The organism is Bradyrhizobium sp. USDA 4501 (genome assembly GCF_054062115.1).
Window position 1 is genome coordinate 8,472,047 of the sequence record NZ_JBSSEX010000001.1, and the last position, 16,378, is coordinate 8,488,424.

Genomic DNA, 16,378 nt, shown 5'->3' on the forward strand with positions numbered 1-16,378 from the left:
AATGCACGGCTGCCGGACGCTCCGGCGGCCGCCGTGGCGCAGCAGCGGCGCCCTTACGGCGTGGCAGCAAATGCTTGTTTAGCCTATATTTCCCGACACTTCTGAGACTTGACACCCCCCCGCCTGATAGCCACCTAATGCTATCGGTGAGGGATCTCATCCGTTGAGATTCGTCGCTTCACGATGCGGAATAAGCGGCTGCCGACGGCATTCTCATTCCGCATCACCAAGGCACCTTGTGGCGGTTGCGCAAGCAGGCGGACTGCGTGCAAGGGGGCACAACAAAAGGATTAGGCCATGACGACCTCAAAACCCCGGCCAACGATCGTCCACGGCGAAAGCCACTCCTATCCGGTGCTGCCGCTCCGCGACATCGTCGTCTTCCCGCACATGATCGTGCCGCTCTTCGTCGGCCGCGAGAAATCGATCCGCGCGCTCGAAGAGGTGATGAAGAACGACGCGCTGATCATGCTCGCGACGCAGAAGAACGCGTCCGATGACGATCCGGCACCCGATTCAATTTACGAGACCGGTACACTCGCCAGCGTCCTGCAGCTCCTGAAACTGCCCGACGGCACCGTCAAGGTGCTGGTCGAGGGCCTCGAGCGCGCGCGCGTCGAGAAGTATTCCGACCGCAGCGAATATTATGAGGCGACCGCGGTCGCGCTCGCCGACACTGACGCCAACTCGGTCGAAGCCGAGGCGCTGGCGCGGTCGGTCGTGTCCGACTTCGAAAGCTATGTGAAGCTGAACAAGAAGATATCCGCCGAAGTCGTCGGCGTGGTTCAGGCGATCACCGATTTCGCCAAGCTCGGCGATACCGTTGCCTCGCATCTCGCGGTCAAGATTGCCGATCGGCAAGCGATCCTGGAGACGTTGTCCGTCACGCAGCGCCTGGAGAAGGTGCTGGGCCTGATGGAGAGCGAGATCTCGGTGTTGCAGGTCGAGAAGCGCATCCGCTCGCGCGTCAAGCGCCAGATGGAGAAGACCCAGCGCGAGTATTACCTGAACGAGCAGATGAAGGCGATCCAGAAGGAGCTCGGCGACGACGAAGGTCGCGACGAGCTGGCCGATCTGGAGGAGAAGATCTCCAAGACCAAGCTGTCCAAGGAAGCGCGCGAGAAGGCCCAGCACGAGCTGAAGAAGCTGCGCCAGATGTCGCCGATGTCCGCGGAAGCGACCGTCGTGCGCAACTATCTGGATTGGCTGCTGTCGATCCCGTGGGGCAAGAAGTCCAAGGTCAAGAAGGACCTCGAGGCCGCGCAGGCGGTGCTGGACTCCGATCACTACGGACTAGAGAAGGTCAAGGACCGTATCGTCGAGTATCTCGCGGTGCAGTCGCGCGCCAACAAGCTGACCGGACCGATCCTGTGCCTAGTCGGGCCTCCCGGCGTCGGCAAGACCTCGCTCGGCAAGTCGATCGCGAAGGCCACGGGGCGCGAATTCGTGCGCGTGTCGCTCGGCGGCGTGCGTGACGAGGCCGAGATCCGCGGTCACCGCCGCACCTATATCGGCTCGATGCCCGGCAAGATCATCCAGTCGATGCGCAAGGCGAAGACCTCGAACCCGCTGTTCCTGCTGGACGAGATCGACAAGATGGGCGCCGATTTCCGCGGCGATCCGTCGTCGGCGCTGCTTGAGGTCTTGGACCCCGAGCAGAACTCGACCTTCAACGACCACTACCTGGAGGTCGACTACGACCTGTCCAACGTGATGTTCATCACGACCGCGAATACGCTGAATATTCCGGGCCCGCTGATGGACCGCATGGAGATCATCCGGATCGCCGGCTACACGGAGAACGAGAAGGTCGAGATCGCGCGCAAGCACCTGATCCCGAGCGCGCTCTCCAAGCACGGTCTGGACTCCAAGGAATGGTCGATCGACGACGCGGCCTTGCTCTTGATGATCCGCCGCTACACCCGCGAAGCGGGCGTGCGTAACCTGGAGCGTGAGCTCTCCACACTCGCCCGCAAGGCGGTGAAGGAGCTGATGATCTCCAAGAAGAAGTCGGTGAAGGTCACCGAGGCGAACATCGAAGAGTTCCTCGGCGTTCCGAAGTATCGCTTCGGCGAGATCGACGACGAGGATCAGGTCGGTATCGTCACCGGTCTGGCCTGGACCGATGTCGGCGGCGAGTTGCTCACCATTGAAGGCGTCATGATGCCCGGCAAGGGCAAGATGACCGTCACGGGCAATCTGCGCGATGTGATGAAGGAGTCGATCTCGGCGGCGGCGTCCTACGTCCGCTCGCGTGCGATCGTCTACGGCATCGAACCGCCGATGTTCGACCGCCGCGACATCCACGTTCACGTGCCGGAGGGCGCGACGCCGAAGGACGGTCCGTCTGCCGGCGTTGCGATGGCCACCGCGATCATCTCGGTCATGACCGGCATTCCGGTCCGCCACGATGTCGCGATGACCGGCGAGATCACGCTGCGTGGTCGCGTGCTGCCGATCGGCGGTCTGAAGGAGAAGCTCCTGGCCGCCGCCCGCGGCGGCATCAAGACGGTGCTGATCCCGGAGGACAACGCCAAGGATCTCACGGAGATTTCCGATGCGATCAAGGGCGGCATGGACATCATTCCGGTCTCGCGGCTGGATGAGGTCGTCGCCAAGGCGCTGGTCCGCGTGCCCGCGCCGATCGTCTGGGAAGAGGAGACGAGCAAGGTCGACGTCAAGCCCGATGCTTCCGATGAAGCGTCCGGCGGCCTGACGGCGCACTGAGCGAGCTCAGATCGACATAAGAAAACGGCGCCTTCGGGCGCCGTTTTTGTTTTCGTTGTTCGCGATCAGGTCGGGAAGGCTGCGGCTCTGTCCGCGGCGGCAAAGTGCGCCGTCTGATCGGCATGCGCCTTCGCGAAAGCCGGCCGCGCCGTGGCGCGCGCGACGTAGTCGCGACACGCGGGATATTCCGCCAGTCCGTCGAAGCGGTCGACCAGGCGCAGCACATCGGCCATGAGAATGTCGGCGACGGAGAACGGCCCGGCCAGCCATTTGCGGCCCGTCAGCACCGGCTCCATGTGCCTGAGCCGGGATTGCAGGAAGCCGTCGAAGCGTGTCCATGCCGACGTGCCGCCGCTCTCGCCCGAGAATACCAGGAGCGACCAGGGCAGGCTCGCCATCTCGACCGAGTTGAGCGCTGCGAACAGCCATTTCAAAGCCTCGTTGCGTTGGTGCGGATCGGTCGGCAGCAGCGCGTCGCTGCGCTCGCCGAGATGCAGCAGGATCGCGCCGCTCTCGAAGATCGAGATGTCGCCGTCGGTCAGCCACGGCACCTGGCCGAACGGCTGGTGCGCGAAGTGCTCGGCGCTCCGATCGCGAAATGGCACGCTCGCAACGCGATACGGCAAGCGCGCCTCTTCCAGTGCCCAGCGCACCCGGAGGTCGCGCACAAATCCCCGCGGCATCTCCGGAACCCAATCGAAGGTGGTCAGGGTCAGGTCGGCCATTGGGTATCTCCATTTGCTGGCTTCACAGGCAAAAGGACGAACGAATGGCGCGCGTTCCGACACCCCGACGGGCTTTTTCGTCGTTGCGGTACGGAACGATCGAGTTGCCGACGTGGGTACGCCGGCGCCGGAACTAGTCTTTCCTCTCGACGACGAAATTGCCGATCGCGCCGAGTGCCATCAGCACGCTGGTGCCGAGGAACACTGCGGGCATGCCGATATGGCCGCCGATGAAGCCGCCGCCGAGCGGGCCGATAACCTGGCCGGCATATTGCGCCGAGATCGAATAGCCGAGCATGCTGCCGGTGACCGCATCAGGCACGTTGTGCCGGATCACGCTCGCGATGCAGGGCAGGAGGCCGCCGAGCGCGAGCCCCATCAGGAAGCGCAGCAGGATCAACTGCCAGCCGCTGACCACGAAGGCCTGCGGGATCAACAGCAGCGCGGAGACAGCAAGGCAGATGGTGATGATCCGCCAGTGGCCGACCCGATCGGCCAGCTTGCCGAGATGCGAGGATGACAAGAGGCTGCCGAAGGCCGCCGCCGACATCACGAGGCCGGCGACGAACGTCACCTGCGGTGCTTCGACCAGTTGCGCGACATAGACCGTGATGATCGGCTCGATCGACATGTTGGCGACCATCAGCAGCAGGCCGGTTCCCCACATCGCGACGACAGGGCGCTTGTCCGGGACCAGCGACCAGCCGCCACGCGCCTTGCCGCCTTTCGCGGTCTTCGGGCGTGCTTCCTCGCGGATCAAAAAGGTCGTGCCGAGGAAGGTGAAGAAGATGACGCCGCCGATCAGGAAGAAGGTCGCGCGGATGCCGATCAGCCCCGGCAGCACGCCGCCGATCAAGGGACCGACCAGGCTGCCGGCCATGATGCCGGCCGACAGCACGCCGATCGCCCAGCCGGATCGCGCTTTCGGCGTCTGCGCCGCGACCAGCACGGTCGAACCCGACGCGTAGCCGCCGAGCAGGCCAGTCAGCAGCCGCAGGCCGACCAGCTCATAGACGTTGTGCGCCATGCCGATCAGCGACATCGCGATCGCCATGCCGAGGCTGGCGCGGATCAGCATCAGCTTACGGCCGTAGCGATCGGCGAGCCGTCCCCACAGCGGCGCCGTCAGCGCCGCGCTGAAGAAGGTCGCGCCATAGGCGACGCCCGACCATTGCACGATCGCGGCATGATCGGTCACGCCGAGCTGCTCGACATAGAGCGGCAGGAACGGCAGCAGCAGCGTCATCCCCACGATTGTCGTGAAGGAGCCGAACACGCAGACGATCAAATTGCGTTTCCAGGGGCCCGCGTCGAGCAGGGCTTCGCGATCGACTTCGATGTTCATGTCAGCGCAGCCCGATCACGGCGAAGCCGCGCGCCCGCAGGCCGCGGCGATCCTCGTTCAGCGAACGCAGCAGGCGATCACGGGTATCGGTGATGTGGTCGGCGGCTTCGCGTGCGGCGGCCTCCGGATCGTTGGCCTTGATGAAGCCGAGGATGCGCCGGTGCTCGCGCCAGGCCTGCTCGCGCGACGGCTCGGTCCACACTTCCAGCCAGCGTGCCCGCGACAGCCTCGTCATGGCGCCGGCGATCGCCTTGACGATGAAGGGATTGCCGGAGAGCCGCGCGATCTCGACATGGAAATCGGTGCCGACCCGATGCCATTCCTCGCGCGGCGCGCCGGACTGGCAGGCATCCAGCATCTCCTCGACGCCGGCGATATCGGCTGCGCTCGCCCGCGCGCAGGCGAGGCGCACCGCCGTCGTCTCCAGCGGAATCCGGAACTCGGCAAGCGCCTCCAGCTCACCGAGGTCGATCGGTGCGACAATCCAGTTGCGGCCGTCGCGGCGCACCAGCTCTTCGCCTTCGAGCCGGACCAGCGCGGCACGGATCGGCGTGCGCGATCCCTCGAACCGGCTCTCCAGCCAGCGCTCGGTCAGCCGCTCGCCGGGGCCAAGGTCGAGCGACAGGATCATCACCCGGAGCTGGTCATGGATTTGAAGCATCTGCGACATGGCGCCGTCCTTTGGCCGCCTCAGCGGGCACAGAATCTCGGTCTGGCAGGTTTCGTATCCCGATTTGGTATCCCAAACAAGGTAGCTATGGGATACCGATGTTGCTCCGTTAAGGGAGGTGGGCCGAGAGCTAGGCCCCTGGACGATGGAACCGCGCCCACGGCGGTTGCTTTGTTTGACGGAATTGGAAAGCGCTACATGCGTATCGACGGGCAATGCCATTGCGGGGCTATCACCTATCAGGCCGAGATCGACCCCGAATGCGTCTCGATCTGTCATTGCACGGACTGCCAGGCGCTGACCGGCTCGCCCTACCGCGTCACGGTGATCTGCGACGCCGAACAGGTGCGGCTGATCGGAGGTGCGCCGAAGGTCTACGGCAAGCGGGGCGATAACGGCCGAATCCGCTTCCAGCACTTTTGCGGCGATTGCGGTTCGCCGCTGTTTACGAGCGGCGAGGACGGCGGGCCCGACGACTGGGGCATCCGCTGGGGCAGCATTCGCCAGCGCGGCCAATTGAGCCCGCGACGCCAGGTCTGGTGCCGCTCCGCTGCGCCATGGATCAATGATCTCAAGGAATTGCCAGCGCACCCCAAGGACTGGAGCTGACGGATTGAGGTGTTGCGGCCTTGCGCCTCGGGGGCAGGCGAGGCTAAAGAGGCGCGCAGGTAAGGGCGGCTAGCTCAGCTGGTTAGAGCATCTCGTTTACACCGAGAGGGTCGGGAGTTCGAATCTCTCGCCGCCTACCAGCCTTCGCACCTCACGGGCTACGGCTGGGCAAGCCAGCCTGTGAGCACGAATTCATCCGCTTGTTCGGTTCGCATGGCGAAGGCTGTCGCACCGAAGCTCGAAGAGCGCAGGCGGACCGGCTGCCTGAATGTGCGGGCGTGCTTCCCCGTTTTGGATCCAGCCCTATGGCTGAAGCATCCTGATGGTCGCGATCGGCCACTTCCCGATGTGGCCCTTGATCGAGATGCGCAACCCATGAGATTCGTCGAGAAACACGCCCTCGACGGTCCCTGCGGTTCCATCGGTGAGAACCGCGGCTCGTCCGACCAGCTCGGCCTCCGCTTGCACATGCTCGCGCAGGATGACGGTGGCGCGGTGTTTCACGAGCTGCAAAGCGGCCTCTGGTTGATGAGCCCTACGGAGTAAGGCCATTGCATCGCTCTCGGTGAACGCGCGGAGAGGGCGCGATCCCGGCCGTGGAGTAGTCTCATGGGGATGGCCGGGACCGCGCTTGCTCCGCGCTGGCGTGCCGAATGTCATTCGATCCCCGATGGTGCGAAAGGTGCCGAAAGTCACGCGCTCCGATTTGATGCCGACGCTGCAGCGATGCTATTCTGTCCGCCTAACCGGGAACTTGATGCATGCGCAAACTCGCCGCGATTTTTCTTCTCACCATGATTGCCGGACCCGCATTCGCACAGTCGGATCACGTTCAGCGCTATCGCGAAGAGGTCGAGAAGTCGCCGGCCGATGCGGCCAACGAGGCGCGCCAGCAGCGCGCCTATCAGCGGGCGCTCAGTGGTGTGCCGGATCAGAAGCCGACCGATCCCTGGGGCATCGCGCGCAGCGACGGGCAGGGCGCGCCCAAGGCGAATGCCGCGAAGCCGAAACCGGCCAAGCCCACGAGCGCAGCCGCCAAATAGAGCTCCGAGCGCGGATCAGGTCGATGAAATACTACGTCTGCAAATTGACCGGACCGCGCCCGACCTTTCCTCAGGATATGGCGCCGCAGGAAGCCGCCATCATGCAGGCGCACGTCGCCTATTGCGGCGAACTGCTGCAGGCCGGCAAGGCGCTGGTGTTCGGACCGGTCGCCGATCCCGCCGGGGTCTGGGGACTCGGCGTGCTGCAGTTGCCTGACGATGCCGATCCGCAGGAGATCGTCGCCAACGATCCCGTCACCAAGGCCGATGCCGGATTCACCTATCAGCTGATGCCGATGCTGCGCGCCGCGACGCGCGAGACTTGCTAGGGCATGATCCGGAAAAGTGCGAAGCGGTATTCCGAAAAGGATCATGCCCAAGCATGAGACGACAGAAGCTTCCTAACGAGGTTTGGATCGCATGAACGCTGGCCATCCGCAGAACGCCGACCAGATTGCTTATTGGAACGGGCCGGGCGGTCAGCGCTGGGCCACACGGCAGGCCGCGCAGGATATCGTGCTGCAGCCGGTGCTCGACCTCCTGATCGATCGTGCCGCGCCGAAAGCCGGCGAACGCGTCGTCGATGTCGGCTGTGGCAGCGGCGCCTCGAGCTTCGCGCTGGCGGCCAAGGTCGCGCCCACAGGTCACGTGCTCGGCGTCGATGTCTCGGAGCCGATGCTGACGCGGGCGCGGCAGAGCGCGCCGCAGGGTTTGCCGGTCGAGTTCGCGCTGGCCGACGCGACCATCTATCCGTTTGTCAGCGAGAGCTTCGATCTGTTGGCCTCGCGCTTTGGCGTGATGTTCTTTGCCGATCCCGTGACGTCGTTCGCCAATCTGCGCAAGGCGATGAAGCCGACCGGCCGTCTCGCCTTCGTCTGCTGGCAGGAGCCGCGCGAAAATCCGTTCTTCATGACGCCGCTTGCTGCCGTCTACAAGCACGTGCCGAAACTGCCGCCGCTAGGGCCCGAGGATCCCGGCCCGTTCGCGTTCGCCTCCGAGGCCCGGGTGAGGCGGATCCTGGGCGAAGCCGGCTTCTCCGGCATTGCCATGGAGCCGTGCCGGGTTGAGCTTGATGTCGCGACCGGGCGCGGCATCGATGCCGCGATACAGGGCGCGCTCGAGATCGGGCCGGCCAGCCGCGCGCTGGAAGGGCACGCGGATGAGGTGCGCGCTGCGGCGATCGCCTCGATGCGCGAGGCGCTGGCGCCTTTCTTGAAGGGCGATGCGGTGCTGCTGCCCGGCGCGATCTGGATCGTGACCGCGCGGGCATAGAACTCTCGGGACCAAGCACTCCGTCATTGTGCGCGCGAGTAAGCAATCCATCGCGCCGCATATGTGGCAGCATGGATTGCTTCGTCGCTTCAGCGCAAAATTGCTTCGCAATTTTGCCGCCGAGCTCCTCGCAATGACGGAAGAAAAAGGAGCTGCGACTCCTACGCCCGCTCTTCCCAGATCATCGCCAGGTGCACGATGGTCTGCACGGCCTTCTCCATGTCCTGCCGGCTGACCCATTCGAGCCGCGAATGGAACGCGTGCTCGCCGGCGAAGATGTTCGGGCAGGGCAGTCCCATGAAGGACAGCCGTGAGCCGTCCGTGCCGCCGCGGATCGAGGTCTTCACCGGCGTGAGACCGGCGCGCTCGATCGCCTCGATCGCATAGGCCACGATCTGCGGGTGGCGATCGATCACATCCTTCATGTTGCGGTACTGCTGCTTGACCTCCATGCGGTAGGTCGAGCGCGGATAGCCCTTCATGACATCGTTCACGATGTCTTCCAGCAGCGCTTCCTTCTGCTTCAGGCCGGCCTCGGTGAAATCGCGCACGATGAAGTCGATCCGCGCGTTCTCCAGCGCGCCGGAGATCGCGACCGGATGCAGGAAGCCTTCCTTGCCCTCGGTGGTCTCGGGCGAGCAGCTGTCCTTCGGCAGGCGATCGACGATCGCGGCGGCGATCTTGATGGCGTGCTCCATCTTGCCCTTGGCGAATCCCGGATGGGTCGCGACGCCTTCGATGATGATGCTGGCGCCGTCGGCCGAGAAGGTCTCGTCCTCGATATGGCCAGCGGTCTCGCCATCCATGGTGTAGCCGAAATCGGCGCCAAGCTTCTTGATGTCGACCTTGTCGACGCCGCGGCCGATCTCCTCGTCCGGCGTGAACAGGATCTTGACGGTGCCGTGCTTCACCTGCGGATTGGTGATCAGGAAATGCGCGGCATCCATGATCTCGGCAAGGCCCGCCTTGTTGTCGGCGCCGAGCAGAGTGGTGCCGTCGGTGGTGATGATGTCGTTGCCGATCTGGTCGGCCAGCGCTTCGTGCTCGGCGGCGCGGATCACCTGCGAGGCATCGGCGGGCAGCACGATATCGCCACCGCGGTAGTTGTTCACGACCTGCGGTTTGACGTTCTTGCCGGTGCAGTCGGGGGAGGTGTCCATGTGCGAGCAGAAGCAGATCACCGGCACTGTCTTGTCGGTGTTGGCCGGGATCGTCGCATAGACGTATCCGTGCGGATCAAGATGCGCGTCGGATATCCCCATCGCCTGCAGCTCGGCGACCAGCAGGCGCCCGAGATTCTTCTGCTTCTCGGTGGAAGGCGTGGTGGGTGAATCCGGATCGGACTGGGTGTCGATCACGACATAGCGCAGGAAGCGCTCGGTGACGGTGTGCTTGAAGTCGAGAGCCGGTGCCAGCATGAAAACCGCGCAAAAAACTGGAGAAAGGAACAATGCGCTTTGGCGAAGTTGGTTCGCGCGAGCAAACCGCGTCAAGGCGAGTTTCGAAGGACAATCCTATAACAGAAAAGCGCCACCCGGGGCCGCGTCACGAGCCGGAATGGCGCTTTGCCTTAACGGAGAGAGTAGGCGCTAGACGGCTTCCTTCAGCTCCTTGGCGGCGCGGAAGGCGACCTTCTTGCTGGCCTTGATGTGGATCTGTTCGCCGGTCGCCGGGTTACGGCCCATGCGGGCGGCGCGCTTGCGGACCTGGAGGATGCCGAGGCCGACGATCCTGATGCGCTCGCCCTTCTTGAGGTGCTTGGTGATCCTGGTGACCATGTCGGTCAGAATCGCCTCGGCCTGCTTCTTGGACAGCTCCTGCTCCTCGGCGATGGCCGCCGCCAAATGCTTCAGCGTGATCGTCGCCGGTGTCGCTGCTTTCTTCGCCATGTCTGGCCCTCCTCGTTGCTGAATGGCTGGATTGCTGCTTTTCACGCGAATGGCGCGCCGTTCGCGTCGGGAAAATGCGTCCGGAAAAGTCCTGAAAACCGCCGGTTCCGGGAACGGGCAGCGCCGGGCCGGCCACAGGAAACCCAGACGTATCAGGCCTTATTTGATTCGGGGCTTCGCTGACTACGCCGTTTCCCCTGAAAACAGGCGACAACCCGCGTACGCGCCGCGAAAATGCCGACGCTGTGCAGGAATCCGCAACGTCCTTGACTAACCGGATGCGGGCCTTTATGCCCTCGGTCCTGCGCGGATCAATCCGACGATCGGCATCCGCGGGAGTAGCTCAGTTGGTTAGAGCGCCGCCCTGTCACGGCGGAGGCCGCGGGTTCGAGTCCCGTCTCTCGCGCCATTTATTTCAATGACTTAGCAGCGTGTTTGGCCCGAAACCATTGGTCCCTCTGGACCGGTGCCATAACGAGTTGCCTGCCCTCCTGTTCACTGCACCTGGCGAACTGCCGCGACAGCTCAGGACGCCGCGAGGCCGACAACGCTGACGGGTTGAGCGGCCTGCTCGAGCCTGACCGATAATGCCACGCGCTGTTCGGGCGTCAGCCACCACAGCAGGAACAGCAGTGCTATCCCGTTCGACAGCAGGCCTGTCGTGAGCGGCACGTTCATGATCGCCTGAACTGCGATGCCGGACGAAACCGCGATGAAGCGCAGCGACAGGTGCTTTGAGACCATCGATCCCACCGACAGGATCAGGCCGCAGACGAAAGCCGACACCGGGGCGAGCGCAAGACCGACCGATGCGATGCCCTCGGTGGCGAGGAAGGACGCGTTGAAATTGCCGTCCTGATAAATCGCTCCGAGGGTCGGGCCGAGCTCGCCGTACGGGCAGGCGGTTATGTATCGCAGGACGGTGATCTGGCAGAACCGGGTGAGTTCGCGGTGCGCAAAGAAGTCGGCGTATTGATCGAGCGCGAGTGACGGGATCGCGACGAAGCGCAGATTGATGGTGCTGAACACGATGTAGGTCTTGTCGGACACGAGGACGGCGAAAGCCAAAAGGCCGACGATCATCGGGATCAGAAATGCGAGCACCGTGGCCAGCCGCGGGTCGAACCGGCCGTACAGCCAGAACAGAAACGGCAGCCAGATCGGCAGCAACAGGACGGTCTTGTTGTTGACGACGGGATAGAAGCAAAGCGCAAGCAGCAGCACCCCGGCTGCCGGCATCCATCGGCTGCGCGATGCGAAATGCGCGAACAAATAGGGCAGGACCGCGCCGGTCATGATTCCGGTGAGATAGTTCAACAGCGCCGGGCGCACGACGGCGGTGCGGGCTGCGCCATAGGGATTGCCAAGATTGGCCCCGTAGGAGATGTCGGCCACCAGCACGGCGAAGCACGACGCCAGCAGCAGAATCGCGATGCGCTTGACGGCCGCCTCGGACAAATCGGGCCGCCAAACCGGGATATTCTGCAACATCAGAGGGATCATCGCTGCGGCCAGCGCGGCGATCATGGCCCAGCGGGCGATGGCGTGCGGATAGTCGAAGGCGCTGAAGAAGCTGAGCCAGACGAAGCCGAATACGGCTGACAGCAGCGAGAAGCCGACCAGATAACCGAAGCTGAATCGTGCCGCGACGAACGCCGGGACGAACGCGACCATGATGGTGATGCCGAGGACGGCCTGCGCGGTGATGCCGGATCGCCAGACATGCATCGCCGGGAATGCGTGCCCACAGGCGATCATCGAGGCGACGCTGAGGACGAAGAACCCGGGGATCGTGACCCCGACAACCAGGTCACCGCGCGTCAATGTCATCGGTCCGTCCGAATCCGAAAGCTGCCAGGCAGCTAGCCGGTCGGCCCTGGACGAAGCAAGTTAAGCAATATCTCGGTCTGTGTTGTTATGTTTCTGCCTGGCCATTCGTCTCCGCGATGCCCTACGAATTCACACAACGGCAACGCCCTGCCTTGATCAGGCAAAGAATGCGGCGACCGCGTTGAGGTCGGATTGTCCCGGTGCATCGCCGCGCAAATTGGCGTCGATGATGCGGCGGCAGGCGTCAACCGTGTGGGTGTCGCCCAATTCGTTGGCGGCCTCGAGGATCGACCAGACCGTGTCCAAGGGAACGTTGCTCTGCGTGGTCGCCTTCGGGTCTGACAGCATTGGCGGGGCCGCGGTTAGAATTCGAACAGGTCGCGGCCGCGCCGCGCCAAATTGTGCAGGTCCGCCACCGTGCCGCGCACCGCGTTGCAGCGGCGGCATTCTATGATGGTGTCGCCGGATGCATGCGCCGGATCGGCGACCTTGATCGCCAGGCTGCCGCAATCCGTGCAGATGATCTTGAAGCCGGTTGAAATTACTTGCTGCTGCAAATTCATTGTGGCCTGCGCCTTTGTTGACGCCGACCTTAGCCGGGCAACTTTTAAGACTGGGGTCGCGGAGCGGATTGCAATCGAACAACCGCGTTAGGGCGCGGTTAAGATTTCGCTGCGGCCGCGCGGCCCTGCAAATGCAGCGCCGGCCTGCCGAGCCCGGCCGCGGCGGCGCGCACGGCATCGCGGGCATTGACGGTGATGATGCCGGCGGCGTGGGCCCAGACCGCGAGGTCGGAGGCGCTGTCGCCGGCGTAGATGAAGCCCCCGGGAAATGTCCTTTGCAACAGGTCGGCCTTGTTGGCGCCCTTGAGATTATGTTCGCCGTCGGAGGCAAGCACCTGGTCGATCCAAGGCAGACGCGACGCCAGCTTCTGAGCGAGCAGCGCGTCGGCCGCGGTTGCCAGCACGATGCGGCGGCCGGCCGCGTTCTCGCGCTCGGCCAATGCGACGACGTCCTGGTGCAGTTCGATCCGGCTCCAGTCGATGCGCTGGCGCTGTGCGAGCCGGCGCTTCAGCGCCGCGCGGCCGCGCGTCAGCCAGGCGGCGCATGACACGACGATCAGCGGATTGCGGCGCAGGATCGAGACGAAGCTCAGATAGAGCAGGTCGCCCGTGATCAGCGTGCCGTCGAGGTCGAGCACCAGCGGCAGCGATGCCGGGAGGCCGAGCAAAGGGGGCGACCCGTCGGTGCGGGAAGCATGCTGCGGCTTCGCAATGTTGTCGCCGGCGAGGCGAGGTTCAGTCATTCGCGGCGCTCAGCCGGGTTGCGACCTTGCACACGTCGATCGCGCGCACTCCGGTCTCGGTGGTCCACAGTCGCCGTAGCCGAACCTCCTCGCAAAGGCCACACCGTCCTGGTCCGAGCTTGAGACGATCAGGACCAACAAGAAAGGCCGCCCAGGGGCGGCCGTTGTGTCTGCCGAGGCTTGAAAGCGTCTTAGCGGACCGTGGAGGTGCCCGACGAGGTGATCGCCACCGGCTTGCCAGCCTTGATGACCTGCGTGGACTGGGCAGTCTGGGTGAAATCCGCGTTGTTCCGGGCCGAAATGCCGAGCGCCGCGATCCCGATCCCCGCAATAAGGGCAACCACCACAATCTTGAGATGGGTCGCGCGGTCAGCTGAATGGATCGAGTGGTTCATGGTCGCCTCCGGGCGTCTGTGCGCCGTCTATGGCAGGTACTGGTAAGGCCCATCTGTTTCCGGATCGTTTCGTGAGTTCCGGGAAATGGTTTCGTGCCACGGGCGGATTGGTTTCACCGTGCCTTGCGTCACACTGCCGGCCGGCTAAAACTGCCCCAGGCGCGGAAATGCGCTTGGGAGAAAAACAATAATGAAAACAATGAGACTAACCCGGCGCCGGGTCCTTGGAGCCGGCTCCGCGGCACTCGCCGCCACGATGTTTGGTAAGCGCGCCGTTGCGGCGGCCGAGTTCGACTTCAAGCTCGGCGTCAACACTCCGGAAACCCATCCGCTAACAATCCGCCTGACTGAGGCCGCCAAGGCGGTCGGCGCGCAGTCGTCCGGCCGGGTCAACATCACGGTGTTCGCCAACAGCCAGCTCGGAGGCGATCCGGAGATGCTGTCGCAGGTCCGCGCCGGCGGGATCGAGCTGCTGGCCGCGCCCAGCATGACGCTGTCGACGCTGGTGCCGCTATCGGGGCTGCCCAGCATCGGTTTCGCCTTTCAGTCCTACGACCAGGTCTGGGCGGCGATGGACGGCGGCGTCGGCGACCTCGTGCGCGAGGCGATCACGAAGACCGGCGTCGTGCCGCTGAAGAAGGTCTGGGACAACGGCTTCCGTCAGATCACCTCGTCGTCGAGCCGGCAGCTCAACAGCGTCGACGATCTCAAGGGTTTCAAGATCCGCGTGCCGGTGACGGCATTGCTGACGTCGCTGTTCTCAGGGCTTGGCGCGCTGCCGTCGAGCATCTCCTACAGCGAACTCTATTCGGCGCTGCAGACCCACATCGTCGAAGGGCAGGAGAACCCGCTGGCGCAGGTCTCGACCGGCAAGCTCTACGAGGTGCAGAAATTCTGCGCGCTCTCGAACCATTGCTGGAGCGGTTACTGGATCCTCGGCAACCGCCGCGCGATGGCGGCCCTGCCGCCCGATCTGCTCGAGCTCGTCAATGCCGCGTTCGACGCCGCGGCGGTGAAGGAGCGCACCGATCTGGTCGAGATGGACCGCTCGCTGCAGGCCGAGCTGACCGAGAAGGGCATGACCTTCAACAAGCCCGATCCCGTGCAGTTCAGGGCCGCGTTGGTGAAGGCCGGCTTCTACACGCAGTGGCAGAAGACCTACGGCGCGGACGCCTGGGCGGCGCTGGAGAAATACACCGGCAAGCTGACGTGAGCGCAGCCTGACATCACGCGCCGGCTCGGCTGAGACGGGTGCTAGCTCGCGCGCGCGATGTCGGCGCGGATCGCGCGTGCCGCCAACACGAACAGCAGGGCACCGAGCGTCGTCGTGAGCGCGGCCGACAGCAGCGAGTAGCGAACCGCATCGACGCCGTAGGTGCCTTTCAGCGCGTCATTGATCATGCCGACGGCGAGGGGGCCGACGCCCTGGCCGAAGCAGGTCGCGGTCAGCAGCACGATCGCCGAGGCCAGCGCGCGCATGCTGGGTTTTGCCACCGTCTGCGCAATCGCGAAGATCGGGCCGAGATGAAAGCCGACCATGAACGAGGTCAGCGCCAGCGTCGCGACCATCAGCGTGAAGCTTTGCGTCAGCATGCACAGCGCGAACACCGGGCCGGCGAGACCGGACATGATCGCGGGCGCCCACAGCTTCCAGCGGTCGTCGCGACGGCCGATCTGCGCCACCACGAGGCCACCGATCAGCGTGCCCGCCATGCCGGCGAGACCCTTGAAGGTGCCGGCATAGGTGCCGATCTCGGCGCTGGTGAGGTGATGGATCCGCGCCAGGAACGGCGGGATCCACACCGCGGTGGCGTAGTTGGTGTAGGTCATCAGACAAGAGCCGATCAGCACGATGACGAAGCTCGGCTGCGATACCAGGAAACGCAGCGTCGGCCCCAGCGGCTCGGCCTTGAAGGTCTCGGCCATCGCGCCGTGCTTCGGCTCGGCGATCGTCAGCCACAAGACGGCGGCGAGCGCGATGCCGGGCAGGCCGGCGGTGAAGAACGCCATCCGCCAGCCATAGTGCTGGTTGACATAGCCGCCGATGAAATAGCCGAGGAAGACGCCGAGATAGGTGCCGATCGCGTAGATGCCGAGCGCGCGCGGTCGTTCGTTCTTGTCGAAGAGATCGGCGATCATCGATTGCGAGGCCGGCGTGCCCGCCGACCCCCGATGCCGACGCCGACCCGGGCCAATGCCAGCGTCGTGACGCTGGAGGCGAGGCCGCAGAGATAGGTCATCGCGCTCCAGAACGCGAAGGCGACCGCGACGATGTTGCGGCGGTTGAGGCGATCGGCCATCCGCGCGATCGGAATGCCGAGCAGCGAATAGAACAGCACGAAACCGAACCCGGCGAGCAGGCCCATCGTGGTGTCGCTGAGCGTGAACTCCTTCTTGATCGGTTCGATCAGCACGTTGAAGATGGTGCGGTCGAGGAAGTTGAGGGCGTAGATGATCGTGAGCAAGGCGAGGACGTAGCAGCGGCGCGCCGAGGGCGCGGCCGCAGCTTGCGTTGGCGCGGCCGCCTGCGGTGCGACATCGACCATCACTTCCTCCCCCGATCTTCT

The 16,378-nt window shown here is 64.4% G+C and carries 17 protein-coding genes, 2 tRNA genes and 1 pseudogene; 8 read left to right on the forward strand and 12 right to left on the reverse strand.

What is annotated here, in order from left to right; all coding sequences use genetic code 11:
* Nucleotides 1-297: 297 nt before the first annotated feature.
* Complete coding sequence (gene lon, locus ACVWZM_RS39465; RefSeq protein ID WP_028333951.1) at nt 298-2,727, forward strand: endopeptidase La; 2,430 nt, start codon at nt 298-300, stop codon at nt 2,725-2,727.
* A 65-nt stretch (nt 2,728-2,792) separates the two neighbouring features.
* Here lon and ACVWZM_RS39470 read toward each other — a convergent pair whose 3' ends face one another.
* The 3 genes from ACVWZM_RS39470 to ACVWZM_RS39480 form a co-directional block, all read right to left on the reverse strand.
* Nucleotides 2,793-3,452 carry a glutathione S-transferase family protein gene (locus ACVWZM_RS39470; RefSeq protein ID WP_456855970.1) on the reverse strand — a complete coding sequence of 220 codons (660 nt, stop codon included), beginning with the start codon at nt 3,450-3,452 and terminating at the stop codon, nt 2,793-2,795.
* A 133-nt stretch (nt 3,453-3,585) separates the two neighbouring features.
* Complete coding sequence (locus ACVWZM_RS39475) at nt 3,586-4,797, reverse strand: MFS transporter (protein ID WP_168855909.1); 1,212 nt, start codon at nt 4,795-4,797, stop codon at nt 3,586-3,588.
* A gap of 1 nt (nt 4,798) precedes the next feature.
* Nucleotides 4,799-5,467: a GntR family transcriptional regulator gene (locus tag ACVWZM_RS39480; protein WP_456855971.1), complete on the reverse strand. Its 669-nt coding sequence runs from the start codon at nt 5,465-5,467 to the stop codon at nt 4,799-4,801.
* A gap of 198 nt (nt 5,468-5,665) precedes the next feature.
* On the opposite strand from ACVWZM_RS39480, the gene ACVWZM_RS39485 reads away from it, so the two are divergent.
* Both ACVWZM_RS39485 and ACVWZM_RS39490 read left to right on the forward strand, forming a co-directional pair.
* Complete coding sequence (locus tag ACVWZM_RS39485; protein WP_057016455.1) at nt 5,666-6,076, forward strand: GFA family protein; 411 nt, start codon at nt 5,666-5,668, stop codon at nt 6,074-6,076.
* A 63-nt stretch (nt 6,077-6,139) separates the two neighbouring features.
* Nucleotides 6,140-6,216, forward strand: a tRNA-Val gene (locus ACVWZM_RS39490).
* Between the two features lie 163 nt (nt 6,217-6,379).
* Here the strand turns inward: ACVWZM_RS39490 and ACVWZM_RS39495 are convergent.
* Nucleotides 6,380-6,589 (reverse strand): hypothetical protein, encoded by a 210-nt coding sequence (locus ACVWZM_RS39495; RefSeq protein WP_016847733.1) that lies wholly within the window; start codon nt 6,587-6,589, stop codon nt 6,380-6,382.
* Nucleotides 6,590-6,837: 248 nt separating this feature from the next.
* Between ACVWZM_RS39495 and ACVWZM_RS39500 the strand changes: the two genes are divergently transcribed.
* From ACVWZM_RS39500 to ACVWZM_RS39510, 3 genes are all read left to right on the forward strand, one after another.
* On the forward strand, nt 6,838-7,119 hold the full coding sequence (locus ACVWZM_RS39500; RefSeq protein WP_038385060.1) for a hypothetical protein: 282 nt from the start codon (nt 6,838-6,840) through the stop codon (nt 7,117-7,119).
* Nucleotides 7,120-7,142: 23 nt separating this feature from the next.
* Nucleotides 7,143-7,448 (forward strand): YciI family protein, encoded by a 306-nt coding sequence (locus ACVWZM_RS39505; protein WP_141341002.1) that lies wholly within the window; start codon nt 7,143-7,145, stop codon nt 7,446-7,448.
* 91 nt (nt 7,449-7,539) lie between these two features.
* Nucleotides 7,540-8,391, forward strand: coding sequence for a class I SAM-dependent methyltransferase (locus ACVWZM_RS39510; RefSeq protein WP_456855973.1), 852 nt, complete (start codon nt 7,540-7,542; stop codon nt 8,389-8,391).
* A 161-nt stretch (nt 8,392-8,552) separates the two neighbouring features.
* On the opposite strand, the gene pepT is transcribed toward ACVWZM_RS39510, so the two are convergent.
* Nucleotides 8,553-9,809, reverse strand: a complete 1,257-nt coding sequence (pepT, locus tag ACVWZM_RS39515; RefSeq protein WP_456855974.1) for a peptidase T — start codon at nt 9,807-9,809, stop codon at nt 8,553-8,555.
* A gap of 171 nt (nt 9,810-9,980) precedes the next feature.
* Nucleotides 9,981-10,304, reverse strand: a complete 324-nt coding sequence (locus tag ACVWZM_RS39520; protein WP_259171327.1) for an HU family DNA-binding protein — start codon at nt 10,302-10,304, stop codon at nt 9,981-9,983.
* Between the two features lie 308 nt (nt 10,305-10,612).
* On the opposite strand from ACVWZM_RS39520, the gene ACVWZM_RS39525 reads away from it, so the two are divergent.
* A tRNA-Asp gene (locus ACVWZM_RS39525) sits at nt 10,613-10,689 on the forward strand.
* Nucleotides 10,690-10,805: 116 nt separating this feature from the next.
* Here the strand turns inward: ACVWZM_RS39525 and ACVWZM_RS39530 are convergent.
* The 5 genes from ACVWZM_RS39530 to ACVWZM_RS39550 form a co-directional block, all read right to left on the reverse strand.
* Nucleotides 10,806-12,110 (reverse strand): hypothetical protein, encoded by a 1,305-nt coding sequence (locus tag ACVWZM_RS39530; RefSeq protein WP_456855975.1) that lies wholly within the window; start codon nt 12,108-12,110, stop codon nt 10,806-10,808.
* A gap of 156 nt (nt 12,111-12,266) precedes the next feature.
* A complete protein-coding gene (locus tag ACVWZM_RS39535; protein WP_057016461.1) occupies nt 12,267-12,458 on the reverse strand; it encodes a hypothetical protein in 192 nt (63 codons plus the stop codon).
* Between the two features lie 14 nt (nt 12,459-12,472).
* Nucleotides 12,473-12,673, reverse strand: a complete 201-nt coding sequence (locus ACVWZM_RS39540; RefSeq protein WP_028333962.1) for a hypothetical protein — start codon at nt 12,671-12,673, stop codon at nt 12,473-12,475.
* 98 nt (nt 12,674-12,771) lie between these two features.
* Nucleotides 12,772-13,416 (reverse strand): haloacid dehalogenase-like hydrolase, encoded by a 645-nt coding sequence (locus ACVWZM_RS39545; protein WP_456855977.1) that lies wholly within the window; start codon nt 13,414-13,416, stop codon nt 12,772-12,774.
* A 191-nt stretch (nt 13,417-13,607) separates the two neighbouring features.
* Entirely contained in the window at nt 13,608-13,811 is a 204-nt protein-coding gene (locus ACVWZM_RS39550; protein ID WP_057016463.1) for a hypothetical protein, read from the reverse strand.
* Nucleotides 13,812-14,010: 199 nt separating this feature from the next.
* Between ACVWZM_RS39550 and ACVWZM_RS39555 the strand changes: the two genes are divergently transcribed.
* Nucleotides 14,011-15,024, forward strand: coding sequence for a TRAP transporter substrate-binding protein (locus tag ACVWZM_RS39555; RefSeq protein WP_456856842.1), 1,014 nt, complete (start codon nt 14,011-14,013; stop codon nt 15,022-15,024).
* Nucleotides 15,025-15,065: 41 nt separating this feature from the next.
* Here the strand turns inward: ACVWZM_RS39555 and ACVWZM_RS39560 are convergent.
* Nucleotides 15,066-16,357 (reverse strand): annotated as a pseudogene (locus tag ACVWZM_RS39560) (spinster family MFS transporter).
* Nucleotides 16,358-16,378 lie beyond the last annotated feature (21 nt).

Bases quoted from the DNA above. Each gene is read 5' to 3' on its own strand.
- ACVWZM_RS39540 (WP_028333962.1), bottom strand. From the start codon at position 12,673: ATGAATTTGCAGCAGCAAGTAATTTCAACCGGCTTCAAGATCATCTGC.
- ACVWZM_RS39485 (WP_057016455.1), top strand. From the start codon at position 5,666: ATGCGTATCGACGGGCAATGCCATTGCGGGGCTATCACCTATCAGGCC.
- ACVWZM_RS39480 (WP_456855971.1), bottom strand. From the start codon at position 5,467: ATGTCGCAGATGCTTCAAATCCATGACCAGCTCCGGGTGATGATCCTG.
- ACVWZM_RS39535 (WP_057016461.1), bottom strand. From the start codon at position 12,458: ATGCTGTCAGACCCGAAGGCGACCACGCAGAGCAACGTTCCCTTGGAC.
- lon (WP_028333951.1), top strand. From the start codon at position 298: ATGACGACCTCAAAACCCCGGCCAACGATCGTCCACGGCGAAAGCCAC.
- ACVWZM_RS39470 (WP_456855970.1), bottom strand. From the start codon at position 3,452: ATGGCCGACCTGACCCTGACCACCTTCGATTGGGTTCCGGAGATGCCG.
- ACVWZM_RS39555 (WP_456856842.1), top strand. From the start codon at position 14,011: ATGAGACTAACCCGGCGCCGGGTCCTTGGAGCCGGCTCCGCGGCACTC.
- pepT (WP_456855974.1), bottom strand. From the start codon at position 9,809: ATGCTGGCACCGGCTCTCGACTTCAAGCACACCGTCACCGAGCGCTTC.
- ACVWZM_RS39530 (WP_456855975.1), bottom strand. From the start codon at position 12,110: ATGACATTGACGCGCGGTGACCTGGTTGTCGGGGTCACGATCCCCGGG.
- ACVWZM_RS39475 (WP_168855909.1), bottom strand. From the start codon at position 4,797: ATGAACATCGAAGTCGATCGCGAAGCCCTGCTCGACGCGGGCCCCTGG.
- ACVWZM_RS39545 (WP_456855977.1), bottom strand. From the start codon at position 13,416: ATGACTGAACCTCGCCTCGCCGGCGACAACATTGCGAAGCCGCAGCAT.
- ACVWZM_RS39500 (WP_038385060.1), top strand. From the start codon at position 6,838: ATGCGCAAACTCGCCGCGATTTTTCTTCTCACCATGATTGCCGGACCC.
- ACVWZM_RS39550 (WP_057016463.1), bottom strand. From the start codon at position 13,811: ATGAACCACTCGATCCATTCAGCTGACCGCGCGACCCATCTCAAGATT.
- ACVWZM_RS39510 (WP_456855973.1), top strand. From the start codon at position 7,540: ATGAACGCTGGCCATCCGCAGAACGCCGACCAGATTGCTTATTGGAAC.
- ACVWZM_RS39505 (WP_141341002.1), top strand. From the start codon at position 7,143: ATGAAATACTACGTCTGCAAATTGACCGGACCGCGCCCGACCTTTCCT.